This is a genomic window from Sulfuricurvum sp. (genome assembly GCF_030691015.1).
Lineage (GTDB): Bacteria > Campylobacterota > Campylobacteria > Campylobacterales > Sulfurimonadaceae > Sulfuricurvum.
Genome location: NZ_JAUYFF010000001.1, coordinates 439,352 through 456,458, shown reverse-complemented (window position 1 = coordinate 456,458; position 17,107 = coordinate 439,352). Strand labels below are relative to the sequence as shown.

At 43.2% G+C, this 17,107-nt stretch carries 30 protein-coding genes; 27 read left to right on the top strand and 3 right to left on the bottom strand.

What is annotated here, in order from left to right:
* Position 1 precedes the first annotated feature (1 nt).
* Genes rplB through Q8O20_RS02360 form a run of 20 tightly spaced genes read left to right on the top strand, consistent with a single transcriptional unit; the run spans position 2 to position 9,503 of the window.
* Entirely contained in the window at positions 2–841 is an 840-nt protein-coding gene (gene rplB / locus Q8O20_RS02455; protein WP_294896898.1) for a 50S ribosomal protein L2, read from the top strand.
* Between the two features lie 3 nt (positions 842–844).
* The gene (gene rpsS / locus Q8O20_RS02450; RefSeq protein WP_015652597.1) at positions 845–1,126 is read left to right on the top strand and encodes a 30S ribosomal protein S19; all 282 of its coding nucleotides are present in this window, start codon (positions 845–847) and stop codon (positions 1,124–1,126) included.
* A gap of 9 nt (positions 1,127–1,135) precedes the next feature.
* Positions 1,136–1,453 (top strand): 50S ribosomal protein L22, encoded by a 318-nt coding sequence (gene rplV / locus Q8O20_RS02445; RefSeq protein WP_013459059.1) that lies wholly within the window; start codon positions 1,136–1,138, stop codon positions 1,451–1,453.
* A gap of 2 nt (positions 1,454–1,455) precedes the next feature.
* Entirely contained in the window at positions 1,456–2,166 is a 711-nt protein-coding gene (rpsC, locus tag Q8O20_RS02440) for a 30S ribosomal protein S3 (protein WP_294896900.1), read from the top strand.
* Between the two features lie 2 nt (positions 2,167–2,168).
* Complete coding sequence (gene rplP / locus Q8O20_RS02435; RefSeq protein WP_015652600.1) at positions 2,169–2,594, top strand: 50S ribosomal protein L16; 426 nt, start codon at positions 2,169–2,171, stop codon at positions 2,592–2,594.
* Positions 2,581–2,766 carry a 50S ribosomal protein L29 gene (gene rpmC / locus Q8O20_RS02430; RefSeq protein WP_015652601.1) on the top strand — a complete coding sequence of 62 codons (186 nt, stop codon included), beginning with the start codon at positions 2,581–2,583 and terminating at the stop codon, positions 2,764–2,766. The genes rplP and rpmC overlap by 14 nt, the downstream gene beginning before the upstream one ends.
* Positions 2,767–2,776: 10 nt before the next feature.
* On the top strand, positions 2,777–3,028 hold the full coding sequence (gene rpsQ, locus Q8O20_RS02425; protein WP_013459063.1) for a 30S ribosomal protein S17: 252 nt from the start codon (positions 2,777–2,779) through the stop codon (positions 3,026–3,028).
* Positions 3,025–3,393: a 50S ribosomal protein L14 gene (gene rplN, locus Q8O20_RS02420; RefSeq protein ID WP_015652602.1), complete on the top strand. Its 369-nt coding sequence runs from the start codon at positions 3,025–3,027 to the stop codon at positions 3,391–3,393. Before rpsQ ends, rplN begins: the two co-directional genes overlap by 4 nt.
* A complete protein-coding gene (rplX, locus tag Q8O20_RS02415) occupies positions 3,393–3,623 on the top strand; it encodes a 50S ribosomal protein L24 (RefSeq protein ID WP_294870753.1) in 231 nt (76 codons plus the stop codon). The genes rplN and rplX overlap by 1 nt, the downstream gene beginning before the upstream one ends.
* A gap of 2 nt (positions 3,624–3,625) precedes the next feature.
* Positions 3,626–4,171: a 50S ribosomal protein L5 gene (gene rplE, locus Q8O20_RS02410; RefSeq protein WP_294897314.1), complete on the top strand. Its 546-nt coding sequence runs from the start codon at positions 3,626–3,628 to the stop codon at positions 4,169–4,171.
* On the top strand, positions 4,171–4,356 hold the full coding sequence (locus Q8O20_RS02405) for a type Z 30S ribosomal protein S14 (RefSeq protein ID WP_294897312.1): 186 nt from the start codon (positions 4,171–4,173) through the stop codon (positions 4,354–4,356). The genes rplE and Q8O20_RS02405 overlap by 1 nt, the downstream gene beginning before the upstream one ends.
* Positions 4,357–4,398: 42 nt before the next feature.
* On the top strand, positions 4,399–4,794 hold the full coding sequence (gene rpsH / locus Q8O20_RS02400) for a 30S ribosomal protein S8 (RefSeq protein ID WP_294897310.1): 396 nt from the start codon (positions 4,399–4,401) through the stop codon (positions 4,792–4,794).
* A gap of 9 nt (positions 4,795–4,803) precedes the next feature.
* A complete protein-coding gene (gene rplF / locus Q8O20_RS02395) occupies positions 4,804–5,340 on the top strand; it encodes a 50S ribosomal protein L6 (protein WP_304740790.1) in 537 nt (178 codons plus the stop codon).
* A gap of 11 nt (positions 5,341–5,351) precedes the next feature.
* Positions 5,352–5,708 carry a 50S ribosomal protein L18 gene (rplR, locus tag Q8O20_RS02390; protein ID WP_294897306.1) on the top strand — a complete coding sequence of 119 codons (357 nt, stop codon included), beginning with the start codon at positions 5,352–5,354 and terminating at the stop codon, positions 5,706–5,708.
* A gap of 9 nt (positions 5,709–5,717) precedes the next feature.
* Positions 5,718–6,161: a 30S ribosomal protein S5 gene (rpsE, locus tag Q8O20_RS02385; RefSeq protein ID WP_295051673.1), complete on the top strand. Its 444-nt coding sequence runs from the start codon at positions 5,718–5,720 to the stop codon at positions 6,159–6,161.
* 3 nt (positions 6,162–6,164) lie between these two features.
* The gene (gene rplO, locus Q8O20_RS02380; RefSeq protein ID WP_304740783.1) at positions 6,165–6,563 is read left to right on the top strand and encodes a 50S ribosomal protein L15; all 399 of its coding nucleotides are present in this window, start codon (positions 6,165–6,167) and stop codon (positions 6,561–6,563) included.
* On the top strand, positions 6,563–7,825 hold the full coding sequence (gene secY, locus Q8O20_RS02375; RefSeq protein WP_304740781.1) for a preprotein translocase subunit SecY: 1,263 nt from the start codon (positions 6,563–6,565) through the stop codon (positions 7,823–7,825). The genes rplO and secY overlap by 1 nt, the downstream gene beginning before the upstream one ends.
* Before the next feature lie 2 nt (positions 7,826–7,827).
* A complete protein-coding gene (gene map / locus Q8O20_RS02370) occupies positions 7,828–8,586 on the top strand; it encodes a type I methionyl aminopeptidase (protein WP_305529839.1) in 759 nt (252 codons plus the stop codon).
* A 9-nt stretch (positions 8,587–8,595) separates the two neighbouring features.
* A complete protein-coding gene (gene infA / locus Q8O20_RS02365) occupies positions 8,596–8,814 on the top strand; it encodes a translation initiation factor IF-1 (RefSeq protein ID WP_294894879.1) in 219 nt (72 codons plus the stop codon).
* Between the two features lie 59 nt (positions 8,815–8,873).
* Positions 8,874–9,503 carry a tetratricopeptide repeat protein gene (locus Q8O20_RS02360; RefSeq protein WP_305529838.1) on the top strand — a complete coding sequence of 210 codons (630 nt, stop codon included), beginning with the start codon at positions 8,874–8,876 and terminating at the stop codon, positions 9,501–9,503.
* Positions 9,504–9,510: 7 nt separating this feature from the next.
* Here Q8O20_RS02360 and Q8O20_RS02355 read toward each other — a convergent pair whose 3' ends face one another.
* From Q8O20_RS02355 to Q8O20_RS02345, 3 genes are read right to left on the bottom strand one after another with little or no spacing between them, the layout of a single operon-like run.
* Complete coding sequence (locus Q8O20_RS02355; RefSeq protein WP_305529837.1) at positions 9,511–9,825, bottom strand: pyrimidine/purine nucleoside phosphorylase; 315 nt, start codon at positions 9,823–9,825, stop codon at positions 9,511–9,513.
* 28 nt (positions 9,826–9,853) lie between these two features.
* Positions 9,854–10,015, bottom strand: coding sequence for a hypothetical protein (locus Q8O20_RS02350; RefSeq protein WP_305529836.1), 162 nt, complete (start codon positions 10,013–10,015; stop codon positions 9,854–9,856).
* Between the two features lie 43 nt (positions 10,016–10,058).
* The gene (locus Q8O20_RS02345) at positions 10,059–10,898 is read right to left on the bottom strand and encodes a S1 RNA-binding domain-containing protein (RefSeq protein ID WP_305529835.1); all 840 of its coding nucleotides are present in this window, start codon (positions 10,896–10,898) and stop codon (positions 10,059–10,061) included.
* Positions 10,899–10,938: 40 nt separating this feature from the next.
* Between Q8O20_RS02345 and Q8O20_RS02340 the strand changes: the two genes are divergently transcribed.
* The 7 genes from Q8O20_RS02340 (at position 10,939) to dapB (ending at position 17,101) form a co-directional block, all read left to right on the top strand.
* A complete protein-coding gene (locus Q8O20_RS02340; RefSeq protein ID WP_305529834.1) occupies positions 10,939–11,691 on the top strand; it encodes an SDR family NAD(P)-dependent oxidoreductase in 753 nt (250 codons plus the stop codon).
* Between the two features lie 24 nt (positions 11,692–11,715).
* Positions 11,716–13,791, top strand: coding sequence for a molybdopterin oxidoreductase family protein (locus tag Q8O20_RS02335; protein ID WP_305529833.1), 2,076 nt, complete (start codon positions 11,716–11,718; stop codon positions 13,789–13,791).
* A 2-nt stretch (positions 13,792–13,793) separates the two neighbouring features.
* Positions 13,794–14,126, top strand: coding sequence for a YraN family protein (locus Q8O20_RS02330; RefSeq protein ID WP_305529832.1), 333 nt, complete (start codon positions 13,794–13,796; stop codon positions 14,124–14,126).
* An 81-nt stretch (positions 14,127–14,207) separates the two neighbouring features.
* Positions 14,208–14,672, top strand: coding sequence for a PAS domain-containing protein (locus Q8O20_RS02325; protein ID WP_304740760.1), 465 nt, complete (start codon positions 14,208–14,210; stop codon positions 14,670–14,672).
* Between the two features lie 162 nt (positions 14,673–14,834).
* A complete protein-coding gene (trxA, locus tag Q8O20_RS02320) occupies positions 14,835–15,152 on the top strand; it encodes a thioredoxin (protein ID WP_299805388.1) in 318 nt (105 codons plus the stop codon).
* A 176-nt stretch (positions 15,153–15,328) separates the two neighbouring features.
* On the top strand, positions 15,329–16,270 hold the full coding sequence (locus Q8O20_RS02315) for an NAD(P)/FAD-dependent oxidoreductase (protein ID WP_305529831.1): 942 nt from the start codon (positions 15,329–15,331) through the stop codon (positions 16,268–16,270).
* Between the two features lie 60 nt (positions 16,271–16,330).
* Positions 16,331–17,101: a 4-hydroxy-tetrahydrodipicolinate reductase gene (dapB, locus tag Q8O20_RS02310; RefSeq protein ID WP_304740755.1), complete on the top strand. Its 771-nt coding sequence runs from the start codon at positions 16,331–16,333 to the stop codon at positions 17,099–17,101.
* The last annotated feature ends 6 nt before the right edge of the window (positions 17,102–17,107 follow it).

The window sequence follows — 17,107 nt, the reverse complement described above, 5'->3', positions numbered from 1 at the left end:
TATGGCGATCAAAACGTATAAACCAACAACCCCGAGCCGACGTTTCTATACCAACGTTGACAACTCGGATATCACGGCAAAAGCGTCTGTTCGTTCTTTGTTGATTAAAATTCCTGCAGCTGCGGGACGTAACAACAACGGTCGTATCACATCACGTCATAAAGAAGCGGGAGCTAAAAAGCTTTACCGTATTATCGATTTCAAACGTAACAAATTCGGTGTTCCGGGTACTGTTGCTGCAATCGAATACGATCCGTACCGTAACTGTCGTATCGCTCTTATCAATTATGTAGACGGTGACAAACGTTACATCCTCCAACCTAAAGGTTTGGTAGTTGGTGATGTTGTTGCTGCTGCTGAGAGCGGTTTGGACATTAAAGCGGGTAACGCGATGAAATTGATGAATATCCCTGTGGGGACAACGATTCATAACATCGAACTTAAACCGGGCAAAGGTGGGCAAATCGTCCGTTCAGCCGGAACATCTGCGCAAATCATGGGTCGTGAGGGGAAATATGTTTCTCTTCGTCTTCCATCAAGTGAAATGCGTTATGTATTGGGTGAATGTATGGCGACTGTCGGTACTGTCGGTAACGAAGAGTACATCAACATCGTTCTTGGTAAAGCAGGTCGTACTCGTCATATGGGTATCCGTCCTCAAACACGTGGTTCTGCTATGAATCCTATCGATCACCCGCATGGTGGTGGTGAAGGTAAAACAAACTCAGGACGTCACCCGGTTACTCCATGGGGTAAACCGACTAAAGGTGCTAAAACACGTAAGAAGAAAGCAAGTGATAGACTTATTATTACTCGCCGTAAATCAAATCCGAAGAGGTAGATAATGGCTAGATCAGTAAAAAAAGGACCGTTTGTTGACGGACACCTAATGAAAAAAGTGATTGCTGCCAAAGAGACGAAAAGCAACAAGCCTATCAAAACTTGGTCACGCCGTAGTGTGATCTTGCCAGATATGATCGGTTTAACGTTTACCGTCCACAATGGCCGTCAGTTTGTACCGGTTTTCGTAACGGAAAACCACGTTGGTTACAAACTTGGTGAATTTTCACCAACACGTACGTTTAAGGGCCATAAAGGTTCTGTACAAAAGAAAATCGGGAAATAAGGAAGAGATATGGCAAGAGCACTATTAAAATTCGTTCGCGTATCTCCGACTAAATCTCGTTTGATCGCTCGCGAAGTTCAAGGAATGAATGCAGAGCAAGCAATGGCTGCATTGGAGTTTACTCCAAACAAAGCTGCAAAAATCATCGCTAAAGTGGTTGCGTCAGCAGTAGCTAACAGCGGTATTGATGCGCAAGATTGTGTTATCAAATCATGCCGCGTTGATAACGGTCCGGTACTTAAACGTTTCACTCAACGTGCACGTGGTACCGCTTCTGGTATCCGTAAGCCGACAGCACACATTTTGGTAGAAGTAGAGGGTAAATAATTATGGGTCATAAAGTTAATCCTATCGGACTTCGTCTCGGTATCAACCGCAACTGGGAATCTCGTTGGTTCCCTAACTTTAAAACAGCTGCGGTTTCTTTGGGCGAAGACCATAAAATCCGTACCTATTTGAAAAAAGAACTCTACTATGCTGGTGTGAGCAACATCGTGATCGAGCGTACTGCGAAACGTCTTCGCGTTACGATCATCGCGGCTCGTCCTGGTATCATCATCGGTAAGAAAGGTTCTGACATTGAAAAAATCAAAGAATCTCTTCAAACCCTTATCGGTAAACCGGTAGCAGTTAACATTAAAGAAGAGAAAAAAGCACAAGCATCTGCACAACTCGTTGCAGAGAACGTTGCTACTCAACTTGAAAAACGTGTTGCTTTCCGCCGCGCGATGAAAAAAGTTATGCAAAATGCACAACGTGCAGGAGCTAAAGGTATTAAAGTTTCAGTTGCAGGTCGTCTTGGCGGTGCTGAGATCGCTCGTACTGAGTGGTACCTTGAAGGTCGCGTACCGTTGCATACGCTTCGTGCAAAAATCGATTACGGTTTTGCTGAAGCACACACCACTTACGGTGTAATCGGTATCAAAGTTTGGATTTTCAAAGGTGAGGTTCTCACTAAAGGAATTCAACCAGAAGCTAAAGAATCTAAAGAAGAGCGTGGGGACGATCAACAACGTCGTCCACGACGAAAGGCTAACTAATCATGTTGATGCCTAAACGTACGAAATATCGTAAAATGATGAAAGGGCGTAACCGCGGTTACGCCACAAATGCTAACAAACTTGATTTCGGTTCTATCGGATTCAAAGCAACGGAAGCGGGACGTATTAACTCTCGTCAAATCGAAGCGGCTCGTATTGCAGCAAACCGTCATATCAAACGTCAAGGTAAAATCTGGATCCGTGTGTTCCCGGCTAAACCATTGACTGCCAAACCACTTGAAGTGCGTATGGGTAAAGGTAAAGGTTCTGTTGACCAATGGGTAATGAACATCAAACCAGGCCGTATCATTTTTGAAATGGGTGGTGTTGAAGAGACTCTTGCACGTGAAGCATTAGCGCTTGCGATGCAAAAACTTCCGTTCAAAACCAAAATTGTAACTGCGGAGATGAGCAATGAAATATACTGATTTGAACGACAAAACAGCTGCTGAACTTCAAGGTATGCTCAAAGAGAAAAAAATTGAGCTTTTCACTTTGAAAATTAAGCAAAAAATGATGCAATTGACTAACACGAGCGAACTTCGCACGGCGAAAAAAGACATTGCACGCATTAACACTGCTATGAACGCAGTGAAGTAAGGGCAGAGCTATGACACATAAACGTGAAATTCAAGGTATCGTAGTTACAAAAGCCGGCGAAAAAACAGCAACTATCGTTGTTGAGCGCCGTGTAATGCACCCACGTTACCACAAAACGGTAAAACGTTTCAAAAAATACATGATTCATGATGAGAACAACCAACTTAACATTGGTGATGAAGTGATCGCGATCGAGTGTCGTCCACTTTCAAAAAGCAAATCGTTCCGTCTTAAAACTCTGGTTAAAGGAGTGAATGCATGATTCAAAGTTTTACTCGTCTAGCAGTAGCCGATAACACAGGGGCTAAAGAGATCATGTGTATCAAGGTTCTTGGCGGTTCAAAACGTCGTTATGCAACAGTAGGTGATGTTATCATCGCTTCTGTTAAAAAAGCGGCTCCAACCGGTAAAGTAAAAAAAGGTCAAGTTGTTACTGCAGTTGTTGTACGTACGAAAAAAGAGGTTCACCGTGAAAACGGTTCACTTATCCGTTTCGACGAAAATGCAGCCGTAATCCTTGATAAAAAACGTGAGCCGATCGGTACACGTATTTTCGGACCTGTAAGCCGTGAAGTTCGTTACGCAGGTTTCATGAAAATCGTATCACTTGCTCCAGAGGTTGTATGATGGCAAAATTTAATTTCAAAAAAGGCGACATTGTTGAAGTGATCGCCGGTGACGATAAAGGGACTAAAGCAGAATTGCTTCAAGTTATGCCTAAGAAAAACAAAGTAATCGTTAAGGGTGTTCGCGTTGCTAAAAAAGCGATCAAACCTAGCGAGCAAAATCCACAAGGCGGATTCTTGAATAAAGAAATGCCTGTTGATGCATCAAATGTCCGTAAAGTTGAGGCGTAATCATGGCACGACTAAAAGATAAATACTTGGCGCTCAAACCTGAGCTCCAAACCGCTCTTGGAATTGCAAATGTAATGCAAGTTCCAGCTCTAGAAAAAGTGATCATCTCTGTCGGTTGTGGTTTTGCCATGAAAGACAACAAATTGATCCAAAGTATCCAAGATACAATCAGCAACATCGCTGGTCAACGTGCTTCAGTTGTTGTTGCTCGTAAATCAGTAGCTGGTTTTAAAGTACGTGAAGGGATGCCGGTCGGTGTTAAAGTTACACTACGCGGTGCTCAAATGTACGATTTCATGGATAAATTGATCTCTGTATCTCTTCCACGTGTTAAAGACTTCCGTGGTATTCCACGTAACGGTTTTGACGGTCGCGGAAACTACAACTTCGGTTTGACCGAGCAGTTGATTTTCCCGGAAGTTGATTACGATTCAATTATGCAAATCCACGGGATGAACATCACCGTGGTAACAAGCGCTACAGCCGATAAAGATGCATTCAAACTTCTTGAAATGATCGGTATGCCGTTTGCTAAAGGGAGAGAATAATGGCTAAAAAGTCAATGATCGCTAAGCAACAACGAACTCCAAAGTTCGCTGTTCGCGCGTATACTCGTTGTCAGATCTGTGGTCGTCCACACTCTGTCATCAGTGATTTTGGAATTTGTCGCGTTTGCTTCCGTAAAATGGCAAACGAAGGGTTAATCCCAGGCGTTAGAAAGTCAAGCTGGTAATTCCGGCTCGATACTACTTACGACTAAGATAAGGAAATATAAATGATTAATGATTTGATCGCGGATTCGTTGACTCGTATCCGTAATGCGGCTATGCGTCGTTTAGATTCTACAACATTGGTTCACTCTAAAGTTGTAGAAGCTGTAGTTGCCATTTTGGTGGACAAAGGCTACATCGAGAGCTTTAACGTTGTTGAAGACGGCGTTAAAAAAACCATCAACGTAGTGTTGAAATACGACGAAAAAGGTCGTACGGTTATCAATGAAGTAAAACGTGTCTCTAAACCGGGACGTCGTGTTTACAAAGGTAAAGATGAACTTAAACGTTTCAAAAACGGTTACGGTACCATCATTGTCAGCAGTTCAAAAGGGGTTCTTCCTAACGATAAAGCATTCGAGCTTGGCGTAGGCGGAGAAGTCCTTTGTACAATTTGGTAAGGAGATAAGATGTCACGTATTGGAAAACTTCCTATTTCTATCCCAGCTGAAATTAAAGCGACACTTGATGGAACGGTATTGACGTTTGCGAAAGGTGCAACAACTCAAACCTTGGATACCCTCGGTAACTGTGGTGTGGTACTTGAAGATAACACTTTAACGTTTAGTACAAACTCTGATCAACGTGCTGATCGCGCATTCTGGGGTACTTACCGTGCACTAGCGGCAAACATCATCACAGGTTTGACAACAGGTTTTGAGAAAAAACTAGAGATCAACGGAGTTGGTTATCGTGCTGCGGTACAAGGTAACGTATTGAATCTTCAACTCGGTTTCAGCCATGATATCAACTTTGATATCCCTGCCGGTGTTGATATTTCTGTAGAGAAAAACGTTATCACCATCAAAGGTGTAGATAAACAACAAATTGGACAAATTGCAGCTGTAATCCGTTCATTCCGTCCACCTGAGCCGTACAAAGGTAAAGGTGTTAAATACTCTGATGAGACTATCCTGCGTAAAGCCGGTAAGACATCTAAGAAATAAGGAGCGATGATATGACAGGTAAAACACTTAAAAATAAATCGGCAAAACGCCTTCAGCGTAAACGCCGTATTCGCTCTAAAATTTCAGGATGCGCGTCATTGCCTCGTGTCTCTATCTTCCGTTCAAACCGTTACATCAGCGCGCAAGCGATTAATGATGAATCGGCAGTAACGTTAGCAGCAGTACACTCAAAAACTTTGGGTCTTAAAGCCAATAAAGCGGACGCTGAAAAAGCGGCTGCAGTATTTGCAAAAACCCTAAAAGATGCCGGTATCAATGAAGTTACGTTTGATCGTAACGGATTTTTGTATCACGGTGTCGTAAAAGCGTTTGCCGAAGCACTTCGTGCAAATGAAATCAAGTTTTAAGGCACGATGATGAATCCAATTAACAGAGAAGAATTTTCAGAAGCGATTGTAAACATCGGTCGTGTAACCAAAGTTGTAAAGGGTGGTAGACGTTTTCGTTTTACCGCTCTCGTAGTTGTAGGAAATAAAAAAGGAACCGTAGGTTACGGAGTCGGTAAAGCCAAAGAGGTTCCCGACGCTATCCGTAAAGCGGTTGACGAAGCGTTTAAAAACTTGACAGAAGTGAAGATCAAAGGTACTACCATCGCTCACGATATCGAAGTTAAATACAACGCGAGTCGTATCTTGCTAAAACCTGCATCTGAAGGTACAGGGGTTATCGCCGGTGGCGCTACTCGTCCGGTACTCGAGCTTGCGGGAATCCAAGACATCTTGACGAAGTCTTTGGGTTCTAACAATCCAAACACCGTGGTACGTGCAACAATCGATGCACTATCACGTATCAAAGGATAAGTTATGGCATTAGAAAACCTTACACCTGCTGAGGGTTCAACCCACAGCACAAAACGTCTTGGCCGTGGCCAAGGAAGTGGCCAAGGTAAAACAGCCGGTAAAGGTCACAAAGGTCAAAAAGCACGTAAAGGTTACAATGAAAAGCGTAACTTTGAGGGTGGACAACAGCCACTTGCGCGCCGTTTGCCAAAAATCGGTTTTACATCACGTGTTGTTAAACCAACAATTATCAATGTTGAAAAAACAAAGGTAATTGCTGAACTTGCAGAGATTACAATGGAGAGTATCCGTAGTGTACACCGTTTGAACAAATCGGTCACTAAGGTAAAACTCGTTGGTGCAAGTGCAAAAGATTTAGCATCTAAAATCAAAGACGAAAACGTTACAACAACTGGTAAATAATGAACCAACAACTTGTAAACAAGATCTTAATTACGATCGGTTTTCTCTTTATCTTCCGTCTACTGGCATACGTGCCGGTACCGGGTGTTGACACAGCTGTCATCGCTTCGTTTTTTGATGATCACGCGGCAGATGCGTTAGGTCTATTCAATATGTTCAGCGGAAATGCCGTAGAACGTTTATCTATCATCTCTCTTGGCATTATGCCCTACATCACAGCCTCAATTATTATGGAACTTTTAGCAGCCACTTTTCCGAACTTAGCGCAAATGAAAAAAGAGCGTGACGGTATGGTTAAATACATGCAGATTATCCGCTATGCAACGATTGCCATTACGATTGTACAAGCAATCGGCGTCAGTGTAGGATTGCAGAGTATGACCGGGAAAGACGGCAGCAGTGCTATCTTAGTTGATCACAGCACCTTTATGTTGTTGGCAGTCGTTTCGATGCTGGCAGGCACGATGTTGTTGATGTGGATCGGTGAGCAGATTACTCAAAGCGGTATCGGTAACGGTGTCTCTTTGATTATCTTCGCCGGTATTGTTTCGGCAATCCCGAGCGCGATTTCACAAGCGGTAACGATGGTGAATACCGGAGCGATGGGATTTCTGTCGCTTGTAGGTATTATTGCCCTCATTATTGCGACGATTTTAGTCATAATCTATGTAGAGCTGGGTGAACGCCGTATTCCGGTTACCTATGCCAAAAAGACTATGATGCAAAATCAAAACAAACGGGTTATGAACTATATTCCGGTTAAAGTGAATCTCTCCGGGGTTATCCCGGTAATTTTTGCTTCGGCAATTTTGATGTTCCCGATGACAGTCATGTCATCAAGTACCAATCCGACGGTTCAAGCAATCGCGGACGTACTTAATCCTAATCACTATTTCTTTAACTTTTTGACCTTTGTATTTGTTGTATTCTTTGCATTTTTCTATGCGTCAATCGTATTTAATGCCAAAGATATTGCGGATAATTTAAAACGTCAAGGCGGGTTTATTCCGGGTGTTCGTCCTGGAGAATCAACCAAAGAGTTTTTGAATGATACGGCAGGACGTTTGACCATTACGGGTGCTATTTATCTCGGTCTAGTGGCAACACTGCCGTGGGTAATTGTTAAAGCGATGGGAGTGCCGTTCTTCTTTGGAGGAACAGCCGTTCTTATCGTGGTTCAAGTAGCCCTAGATACAATGCGTCGAATCGAAGCACAAGTTTATATGTCTAAATACCAGACTCTTAGTGCGGTTGGCCTGTAACAATGGCGATCGCGCTTCGAAAAAATGATGAACTAACCAAACTTCGTGCCGCGAATAAAATCGTTGGTGCGACCTTAGAACTTTTAGCTGCTCATACTAAGCCGGGAGTCACATTAAAAGAGTTGGATGCCTTGGGTGAGGAGTATATCCGCACCCAAGGGGCTGTCCCTTCTTTTAAAGGGCTTTACGGATTTCCCAGTGCGGTATGTACTTCCGTCAATGACGTGATTATTCACGGTATACCGACGGATTACGCTCTTCAAGAGGGTGATATCGTCGGGTTTGACGTAGGAACGCAAAAAAACGGTTACTTTGGCGATGCGGCAATCTCTGTCGGTGTCGGTAAAATCTCAGCAGAAGATGAAGCATTAATCGCATGTTCGAAAGATGCTTTGTATTTCGCGATTGAGACGATTCAAGAGGGGATGCGCTTTAAAGAGCTCTCTTATGAAATTGAAAAGTTTATTATCGGGAGAGGTTTTACCCCTTTGCGCGGTTTTTGCGGGCATGGGATCGGTAAGAAGCCGCATGAAGAACCTGAAATACCAAACTATCTTGATGGAGGCAATGCGAAGCAGGGCCCTAAAATCAAAAATGGGATGGTATTTTGTTTGGAGCCGATGATTTGTCAAAAAGAGGGAACATCCAAAATTTTGGCAAATGGCTGGGATGTGGTGAGCACGGATGGGCTGAGAGGCTCTCATTACGAGCATACGGTTGCAATTATCAACGGTAGAGCTGAAATATTATCAATCGCGTAAAGGAATAATATGGCAAAAGATGATGTCATTGAAGTAGACGGAAAGATTATTGAGGCACTACCGAATGCAACGTTTCGTGTTGAGTTGCCCAATGGTCATGTAATTTTGTGTCACATCGCAGGTAAAATGCGTATGCACTATATTAAAATTCTTCCCGGTGATACGGTGAAACTCGAACTGACTCCATACAGCTTGGACAAAGGGCGAATTACCTATCGCTACAAATAAATCTTTTCCCCCCCACGGGGAATGGACTATAACTATTTTTTGATAAGGGACTTTCATTTATGAAAAAATACTTATACTTACTACTATTTCTTTCTTCTACACTTTTAGCAGCAGAACCGGAACAATCATTTTGGGAAACTTATACGGCAGCTCTTCGTGGAGACAAAGTTGCGCAGTTTCAAGTCGGCGTTATTTATGAACGCGGCATAGGGAGAGATGAGAATCAGACACAAGCGGCACAGTGGTTTGAAAAATCAGCACGTCAAGGACACGTCGATGCGCAATACAATATTGCATTGATGTACGCATCGGGACGCGGTGTGAGTGAAGACGAAGGGGTCGCTATGATGTGGCTTGCGCGTGCGGCGAAACAAGGAGATCATGAAGCTCGTAAATTATTGCTGAGTATTATAGACGGGGCGCTGGAAAAAAATTCCAAAAGTCAAACACAGATGAGTGATAGTACCGATACGATTGAGATAACTCCAATAACGATTGTAACCAAAGCTGGCGCTAGCGTGTGTGAGAAGAGTAGCGCGTGTGTAATCTATAAAGCCAATACGGTATTCACGTCGACAAGTAAGCGGGGCAATGTTTATAAAATTAGCGGTATGGTGACAAAAAAAGGGTGGAAACCCTATGTAAAAGAGGGTTGGATTGATGAGAGCAACGTCGAAATTCGACGCTGAATAGAAATTATTTAACGAAACTGCAGCAGTAATCGCTGATTGTTTTAACTTTCAAATGAAAAGCACTATTGGCAGGTATATCAAAACTTTGCGGTCCTGTAATACTAACCCACGCGTCTGAACCCGGAAGCTGAACCTCCATCTCTCCGCTCATAATTTCCATGATCTCAGCATCTGCGGTGTTAAACGTGTATTCACCCGGCAACATAATTCCGAGAGTTTTAATACTACCGTCTGCGAAATGAAGGGTACGGCTTGTAACTTTACCGTCAAAATAGATATTGGCTTTTTTATCAGCAGTGACATTTGCAAATTGTGACATTTGATTCCTTTTATAAATAATGGCCGCATTATAGCGGATTGAGCTCTTGCTTGATCTTTTTAGGGAGATGGGCAAAGGGGAAATCGGTGACGATCTTCGTCTCTTTTCCGTCATTGATATGAACTTCCAAGAGCATGGTGTCACGATTAAAACTGATGAGTGTATAGGTTTGATCATCTTCACTGTACACAAGATTACGCGCCTTTAAATGACTAAAAGGGCTTTTTCGTGGTCTATATCCCATAAATTCCGTTCTCCTGAACTGTTATTTTTTTGCTATCGACGAGTTGTGTCAAAGCACTTTTAAAATTCTTTTTACTAAGGCCGAAAGTACGTTGGATCAAATCGGGGTCACTTTTATAGTTATATGGGAGCATTCCGCCGTTGCCTTTTATCATCGAGAGGATTTTATCGGCGGCACTGGAGGCTTTTGCTTTTCCCACCATTTGGAGGGATAAATCAAGTTTACCATCGGGTCGGAGTATTTTCACAAAGCCGTTTTTGATTTGACCGACACGGACATCTTCAAAAATCTCATTGGCATAGATCATCCCCTCGTATTTATGGTCTACTATCACTTTATATCCCATAGGGGTTTTAGCGATAATCATAAACTCAACGGGAGTATTCGGATAAAAACTTTTTGGCGGCATCTCTAATGCACCGCTGATTTTTTCCGTTCCGACGAGGCGGTTTGTCTGCTCATCGAGAATAACCCGAACGAGTCGTTTTTCGCCGATCGCGAAGGGACGTTTTTGAAGTGCACGGGGGACAAACAGATCTTTCGGTAATCCCCAGTTGACAAAGGCACCGATGCTGCTGGTATCGACTACCTCGACAAAGGCGATTTCATTTACCATTGCTTTAGGTTTTACGGTTGTCGCGACGGGTCGATCTTCGCTGTCGGTGTAGACAAATACATCGATGGTATCACCGATGTGCATGGTGTCTGTAACGTATTGATTGGGCAATAAAATATCACTCTCATCCAATGCACGTAAAAAAAGTCCGGGTGTAGTATCCCGATCGATAACGAGGATATTGATCTCCCCGATTTTTAGTGTTTCATTCATGGGTATAATTATATCGACTATTTGCTTGCGGGAGAAAAGGATGAGAATTGTAATCACAGGGGCAAGCAGCGGTTTAGGAGAAGCGTTAGCGCTTCATTACGCCACGAAAGAGAATCAGCTGATATTGATTGCCCGCAGAGAAGATCGTTTGAATGACGTAGCATCTCGATGTCGAAACAAGGGTGCTGAGGTTGAAACGATTATCGCCGATGTCAATGATTTTGAGCGGATGAGAGAGATCGCAGAGCACTTGGGTGAACAACCGATAGATCGGATTATCCTCAACGCGGGAGTATCGGTCGGTCACGGCGGAGGAATCACACCGTTTGAGGATTTTGAACGGCTCTTTAAAACAAACTTTTTGAGTGTTCATGCTTTATTGGAGCCGATCATTCCAAAACTGATGGAACAAAAATCGGGTGAGATCGTTTTTATCTCCTCACTTGCCTCGTTGTTTACCATGCCGACCTCTATCGCCTACAGCAGTTCCAAACGGGCACTCAACGCTTATGCGGAGGGGTTGCACCATCAGCTTTGCCCGCATGGGATTACGGTGATGACGATCATGCCGGGATTTATCGAATCGGAGATGACGCAGAAAAATCAGTTTGAAATGCCATTCTTTATGTCTACCGAAGAGGGGATTAAACGGATTACAGAGGCGATTGAACGGAAAAAAATCCGGTATGCGTTCCCTTTTAGATTTTACTTAATGATTCGAATTGTCTTGTTATTTCCGCAGTCCTTAAGAGACAAAATTGTACACTTCACTAATTTTAAAAAGGGTGCATAACCCGTACTATCAAGGAAATATCCTATGGTGATCGACAGCGTTTGTACCTATTGTGGTGTGGGATGTGATATTTCCGCTGAGGTTGAGGATAATAAAATCCAAAAAATCTTTGCCAAAGAAGAGGGGGTCGTCTCTCAAGGGCGCTTGTGTATTAAAGGAAAACAGGGGTGGGACTTTGTAACCCATCCCAAACGTCTTCGTAATGCACGTGTTCGCAAATCCTTTTTGGCCAAAAACGCCGTATTGTTTGCGGATTTGGATATGGACTATCTTGAGCCGGTCGATCATGATTTTTACGAGATCAGTTATGAGAGTGCGTATGAACTCGTTGCCCGTAAACTCAGAGCGATTACGGATCAATACGGTGCGCACAGTTTTGCCGCGATCGGCGGGGCACGTACCAGTTGTGAGGGGTCGTATCTGTTTCAACATTTTACCCGTCACGTTGTAGGCTCTCCTCATGTTGACAACTGCGCCCGTGTCTGTCACTCCCCCTCACTCAAAGGGATGCGTACCACGATCGGCGAGGGGGCTATGACCAACCCGTTCGATGATATTTATGAGACTGAGTATATCGTGGTGATGGGGTCTAATACAACTGAAGGACACCCGATTGTCGCCAATCGCATGCTCGATGTGATTAAACAAAAAGATATCGAACTTGCCGTATTAGATGTTCGTCGCATTCAGCTTTCCAAATCGGCGACTAATCATCTAAGTATTCCGTATGAAGCGAATTTGATGATTCTGAACATGATGGCGTATGTTATTCTCTCGGAAGATTTGGTTAATATCGAATTTGTCAATGGACGGACTAAAGGGTATGAAGAGTATAAAAACGCAATTTTGAATGATCCGTATGCTAATCCTGACTATCTGCTCCAAATTCCGGGGTATGAATCATTGGCAGAGGAAGTTCGAATGGTTGCCCGTAAATATGCGACTCGTAAAAGCCTATTTTTCTGGGGATTGGGGATTACGGAACATTTAGATGGATCTTATGCTGTCATGGCGATTACCCATTTGGCAATGTTGACCGGAAATATCGGCAAACGGGGTGCGGGATTGATGCCGCTTCGAGGTCAGAATAACGTGCAGGGAACCTGTGATGTCGGAATGTTGCCGTATTACGCTCCCGATTATCAACCGCCTAAAGAGGTGGGGATGATGACCCCTGATTTGATTAATGCGATGGTGGATGGTAAGATTAAAGCGCTCTATAACATCAGCGAAGACATTGCCCATATCCATCCGAACCAAAACAAAATTCATGCGGCTTTGGGAAATCTCGATCTTTTGGTTGTCAATGAACTCTTTGATAATGAGATTACTAAATTTGCCGACATTATCTTCGGGGTGAAAAGCGCGTATGAGAAGACGGGTGTTTATGTCAATGCGGAACGCCGACTTCACCTGTCTCAACCCCTTATTAACGTTATGATGCCTGATGATTGGGAAGTAATCGCCGAAATATCCAAACGTTACGGTACCGATTTCGGATTTAAAAACTCGCGGGATGTATGGGAGCGGGTGCGAGTCGATGCTCCGATCCGTTTTGGGGGTGCGAGTTATGAAAAACTCGAATCCAATCGCTTGCGCGGCTTGCAATGGCCTGTACAGGAAGAGGACTTACCGGTATTGCACATTGATACATTTCGAACCAAAGATGGATTTGGATCGTTTCACTACCACTCATACTCACCGCGCGGTCAGGTTGCAGAGCTTTTAAAGGGACAAAGCCATGAGGGATATTACCTCACAACAGGGCGTGTTTTGGTCCATTACAATAACAGTGCTCAAACCAATGCATGTGATAAACTCAGCCGTAGTCATAGTGAAGATACGTTGCTTGTGAGTGTTGAAGATGAGGAATTTTTTGAATACAAAGATTTTGTCGTTCTTAAAAGTGAGTATGGACAGAGTGCACCTTTGCGGGTAAAAGTGAGTTCGACCGTCAAAAAAGGGACTCTCTTTACGACCTTTCATCACGCCAAGAGCAATATTAATTTTCTCTTCGGAGATGAATGTGATGAACTGATTAAAACGGCTCGGTTCAAATCGATAAAGGTCGAGGTGATCAAGCCCGACTATTTGGACTGATTGTGCATACCCGCGCTCGTGGCAATATAGCCGAAGAGCGCGGGTGTGAGTATCTCCGAAAAAACGGTTTTCGGATTATCGATCGGAATGTTTATAACCGTTTCGGAGAAATCGATATCATTGCACTGCGTGATGATGTGATCCATTTTGTGGAAGTTAAAAGTGCTCAAACGTATGAGCAGGCTGTCAATAATATTACCCCTTCAAAACTACAAAAACTGCACCGCACTATTCAAACCTATCTCCAGCAAAAACGGCTAAATCTTGATTATTGCATTGATGCTTTGATTGTTTATGATGAGGTGCTAGAGCTGATAGAAAATATTACCCTTTAACATTCGAATGTTTTTTTTTGACTTTTAAACGTCAAATGCTATAATCTTTTAATAATTTTTTATGTTATAGAAGGTTTTAAAATGCAAAGGCCTACACCGACAGATGTTGAAGTAAAGTTTGAAGGCGGTAATATGATTACGGAGACCGATCTTCATGGCAAAATTACATATGTAAACCGTTTGTTTATCCAAATGTCGGGTTATGAAAAAGAGGAATTGATTGGCAAACCGCATTCGCTTATTCGACATCCCGATATGCCGAAATGCTGTTTTAAATCAATGTGGGAGACTGTTGAGCGGGGATATCCATGGGAAGGATATGTAAAAAACTTACGTAAAGACGGGGCATTTTACTGGGTTGTTGTGACCGTAACGCCTAAGTATGATGAGAAAGGAACCTTGTGCGGATTTATTGCGCTAAGAAAGCCGCCGGGAGCATTGACTCTCCAAGAGATGAAAAGCAAATATGTCGAAATGATGGAGCAAGAGGTCTGTCGAAATGAGGGGAGGGAGTACTTTTCTGAAGCTTTAGAGAGAATGCAATAAGCTACCGTTTAACCCTATAATTGATTGAAGGTTAAGGGAGATCAAAAGAAGTCAACAGACGGTTATACCTGAGGAATTCTGTGAGAATAATGTAATAAGTCATTTTAAAGATTGGAGCGTTATAATAGCTTATAACAAACATTGCGTAATCAAGGAAGTACAATGGGTAAATACGTTGAATTAACAGTATCAAATTTTGATGAAGTAACCAAAGAGGGTGTCTCATTGGTCGATTTTTGGGCTCCTTGGTGTGGACCTTGCCGTATGATCGCTCCGGTTATCGAAGAGTTGGCAGGTGAATTTGAAGGAAAAGCAAACATCTGTAAAGTAAATACGGATGAAGAACAAGATATCGCGGTTAAATACGGTATTCGCTCTATCCCTACTATACTTTTCTTCAAAAACGGTGAAGTGGTTGAACAAATGGTTGGTGCGGCTTCAAAACAAGCATTTGCTGATAAACTAAACGCTCTTCTTTAATCATTACTTTTTTAGGAGAGGGATTAAACTCTCCTAAAATCTTCACTAGTATTCCTTTCATTTATTTTAATTATAAATAAACTCTTAATTATTTAGCCCTTAGTTGCTTAAAAGTACCCCTTTATTTATTACACAGTATCATGCTCAAATAATGTTTTATAAACAGGAGACTATTCATGTTAGATTGTGCAATTATCGGAGGAGGACCTGCTGGTTTGACTGCAGGGTTATATACCACACGGGGTGGATTAGATAATGTCACGATGTTTGAAAAAGGGATGCCGGGCGGTCAGATAACGATGAGTTCAGAGATTGAAAACTATCCGGGGGCAACAGCTCATAACTTAAGCGGGATGGATTTTATGAGTCCATGGCCGGAGCAATGTCAGCGTTTCGGATTGAAACATGAAATGTCGGAAGTAACACGGGTATCACGTCGTGAAGACGGAATTTTTATGATCCAAAAATCTGATGGTACATCCGATGAGGCTAAAAGTGTGATTGTCTGCACCGGTTCAGCTCCGAAACGTGCCGGATTTATCGGAGAAGATACGTTTTTCGGCCGCGGCGTGAGTACGTGTGCCACATGCGACGGGTTCTTTTACAAAAATAAAGAGGTAGCGGTTGTCGGCGGCGGTGATACGGCACTTGAAGAGGCACTCTACTTGGCAAAAATCTGTTCCAAAGTCTATCTTATCCATCGTCGAGACACCTTTCGTTCAGCCCCTAATACTATTGCAAGAGTAAAAGGGACGGCGAATATCGAATTGGTGTTGAATGCTATCCCTGAAGAGGTATTTGGGGGTGCAATGGGAGTTGATGGACTTCGCGTAAAACTCGAAGACGGTTCCGTGCGTCAAATTGATGTTCCGGGGGTATTCGTATTTGTCGGTAATAATGTAAACAATCAGGTTTTAATCCAAGAAGACGGAACATTTTTATGTGATATGACCCAGTGGGGCGAAGTAAAAGTCGATTTGAGTATGAAAACATCGGTTTCGGGTCTTTTCGCAGCAGGGGATATGCGCGAATCGGCTCCGAAACAAGTCGTTTGTGCGGCAGGGGACGGTGCCGTTGCCGCACTTCAAGCGATTGGGTATGTGGATGGACATCAATAGCTTTTAAACACTATGAGTGTAAAATGTCATTAGAATAATGCAGTATAGGGATTGTCCACAATGATAAGAGCAGGTGTATTTGGCGCTGGCGGGCGTGTCGGGAAGCTATTGATTGAAGATTTGCGTCATGAAAGTGAGATTTCACTAGGTGCTGTCTATGTCCGTAATGAGCTTAATTTCTCAATTGATCCTTCGGTCTTGGTAACGAACGATATGACAACGTTACTCAAAGGATCGGATGTTATTATCGATTTTTCGTTACCTGAAGCAACGCAGGTGTTGCTCGAAAAAGCGATTGAACATCCTAAACCTTTGGTTATCGGAACAACGGGTCTTGATACCCATCAGATGAATCTCCTTAAAACAGCGAGTGAATCGATGCCGATTTTGTACGCAACGAATATGTCTTTGGGTGTTGCCCTGCTGAATCAACTTGTTCACTTAGCCGCCAAAACACTTGACGGATTTGATATAGAAATCGTCGAACAACATCACCGTCATAAAAAAGATGCCCCTAGCGGTACGGCTCTCACCCTTGCCCACTCGGCGGCAGCGGGACGGAATCTTGATCTTGATGCGGTGCGTGTCAGCGGACGTAACGGAAATATCGGTGAAAGAACCAAAGATGAGATTGCCGTGATGGCATTGCGCGGCGGTGATATCGTCGGTCGTCATACGGTCGGATTTTACAATGAGGGTGAATTCATCGAGCTTCACCATACCGCAACCAGTCGCAATACCTTTTCAAAAGGTGCCATTCGTGCCGCAAAATGGTTGGCCGGAAAACCAAACGGTCTTTACAGCATTCAAGACTGTTTAGAACTAGCATAAGGAAAT

Bases quoted from the DNA above. Each gene is read 5' to 3' on its own strand.
- rplB (WP_294896898.1), top strand. From the start codon at position 2: ATGGCGATCAAAACGTATAAACCAACAACCCCGAGCCGACGTTTCTAT.
- rpsS (WP_015652597.1), top strand. From the start codon at position 845: ATGGCTAGATCAGTAAAAAAAGGACCGTTTGTTGACGGACACCTAATG.
- rplV (WP_013459059.1), top strand. From the start codon at position 1,136: ATGGCAAGAGCACTATTAAAATTCGTTCGCGTATCTCCGACTAAATCT.
- rpsC (WP_294896900.1), top strand. From the start codon at position 1,456: ATGGGTCATAAAGTTAATCCTATCGGACTTCGTCTCGGTATCAACCGC.
- rplP (WP_015652600.1), top strand. From the start codon at position 2,169: ATGTTGATGCCTAAACGTACGAAATATCGTAAAATGATGAAAGGGCGT.
- rpmC (WP_015652601.1), top strand. From the start codon at position 2,581: ATGAAATATACTGATTTGAACGACAAAACAGCTGCTGAACTTCAAGGT.
- rpsQ (WP_013459063.1), top strand. From the start codon at position 2,777: ATGACACATAAACGTGAAATTCAAGGTATCGTAGTTACAAAAGCCGGC.
- rplN (WP_015652602.1), top strand. From the start codon at position 3,025: ATGATTCAAAGTTTTACTCGTCTAGCAGTAGCCGATAACACAGGGGCT.
- rplX (WP_294870753.1), top strand. From the start codon at position 3,393: ATGGCAAAATTTAATTTCAAAAAAGGCGACATTGTTGAAGTGATCGCC.
- rplE (WP_294897314.1), top strand. From the start codon at position 3,626: ATGGCACGACTAAAAGATAAATACTTGGCGCTCAAACCTGAGCTCCAA.
- Q8O20_RS02405 (WP_294897312.1), top strand. From the start codon at position 4,171: ATGGCTAAAAAGTCAATGATCGCTAAGCAACAACGAACTCCAAAGTTC.
- rpsH (WP_294897310.1), top strand. From the start codon at position 4,399: ATGATTAATGATTTGATCGCGGATTCGTTGACTCGTATCCGTAATGCG.
- rplF (WP_304740790.1), top strand. From the start codon at position 4,804: ATGTCACGTATTGGAAAACTTCCTATTTCTATCCCAGCTGAAATTAAA.
- rplR (WP_294897306.1), top strand. From the start codon at position 5,352: ATGACAGGTAAAACACTTAAAAATAAATCGGCAAAACGCCTTCAGCGT.
- rpsE (WP_295051673.1), top strand. From the start codon at position 5,718: ATGAATCCAATTAACAGAGAAGAATTTTCAGAAGCGATTGTAAACATC.
- rplO (WP_304740783.1), top strand. From the start codon at position 6,165: ATGGCATTAGAAAACCTTACACCTGCTGAGGGTTCAACCCACAGCACA.
- secY (WP_304740781.1), top strand. From the start codon at position 6,563: ATGAACCAACAACTTGTAAACAAGATCTTAATTACGATCGGTTTTCTC.
- map (WP_305529839.1), top strand. From the start codon at position 7,828: ATGGCGATCGCGCTTCGAAAAAATGATGAACTAACCAAACTTCGTGCC.
- infA (WP_294894879.1), top strand. From the start codon at position 8,596: ATGGCAAAAGATGATGTCATTGAAGTAGACGGAAAGATTATTGAGGCA.
- Q8O20_RS02360 (WP_305529838.1), top strand. From the start codon at position 8,874: ATGAAAAAATACTTATACTTACTACTATTTCTTTCTTCTACACTTTTA.
- Q8O20_RS02355 (WP_305529837.1), bottom strand. From the start codon at position 9,825: ATGTCACAATTTGCAAATGTCACTGCTGATAAAAAAGCCAATATCTAT.
- Q8O20_RS02345 (WP_305529835.1), bottom strand. From the start codon at position 10,898: ATGAATGAAACACTAAAAATCGGGGAGATCAATATCCTCGTTATCGAT.
- Q8O20_RS02340 (WP_305529834.1), top strand. From the start codon at position 10,939: ATGAGAATTGTAATCACAGGGGCAAGCAGCGGTTTAGGAGAAGCGTTA.
- Q8O20_RS02335 (WP_305529833.1), top strand. From the start codon at position 11,716: ATGGTGATCGACAGCGTTTGTACCTATTGTGGTGTGGGATGTGATATT.
- Q8O20_RS02325 (WP_304740760.1), top strand. From the start codon at position 14,208: ATGCAAAGGCCTACACCGACAGATGTTGAAGTAAAGTTTGAAGGCGGT.
- trxA (WP_299805388.1), top strand. From the start codon at position 14,835: ATGGGTAAATACGTTGAATTAACAGTATCAAATTTTGATGAAGTAACC.
- Q8O20_RS02315 (WP_305529831.1), top strand. From the start codon at position 15,329: ATGTTAGATTGTGCAATTATCGGAGGAGGACCTGCTGGTTTGACTGCA.
- dapB (WP_304740755.1), top strand. From the start codon at position 16,331: ATGATAAGAGCAGGTGTATTTGGCGCTGGCGGGCGTGTCGGGAAGCTA.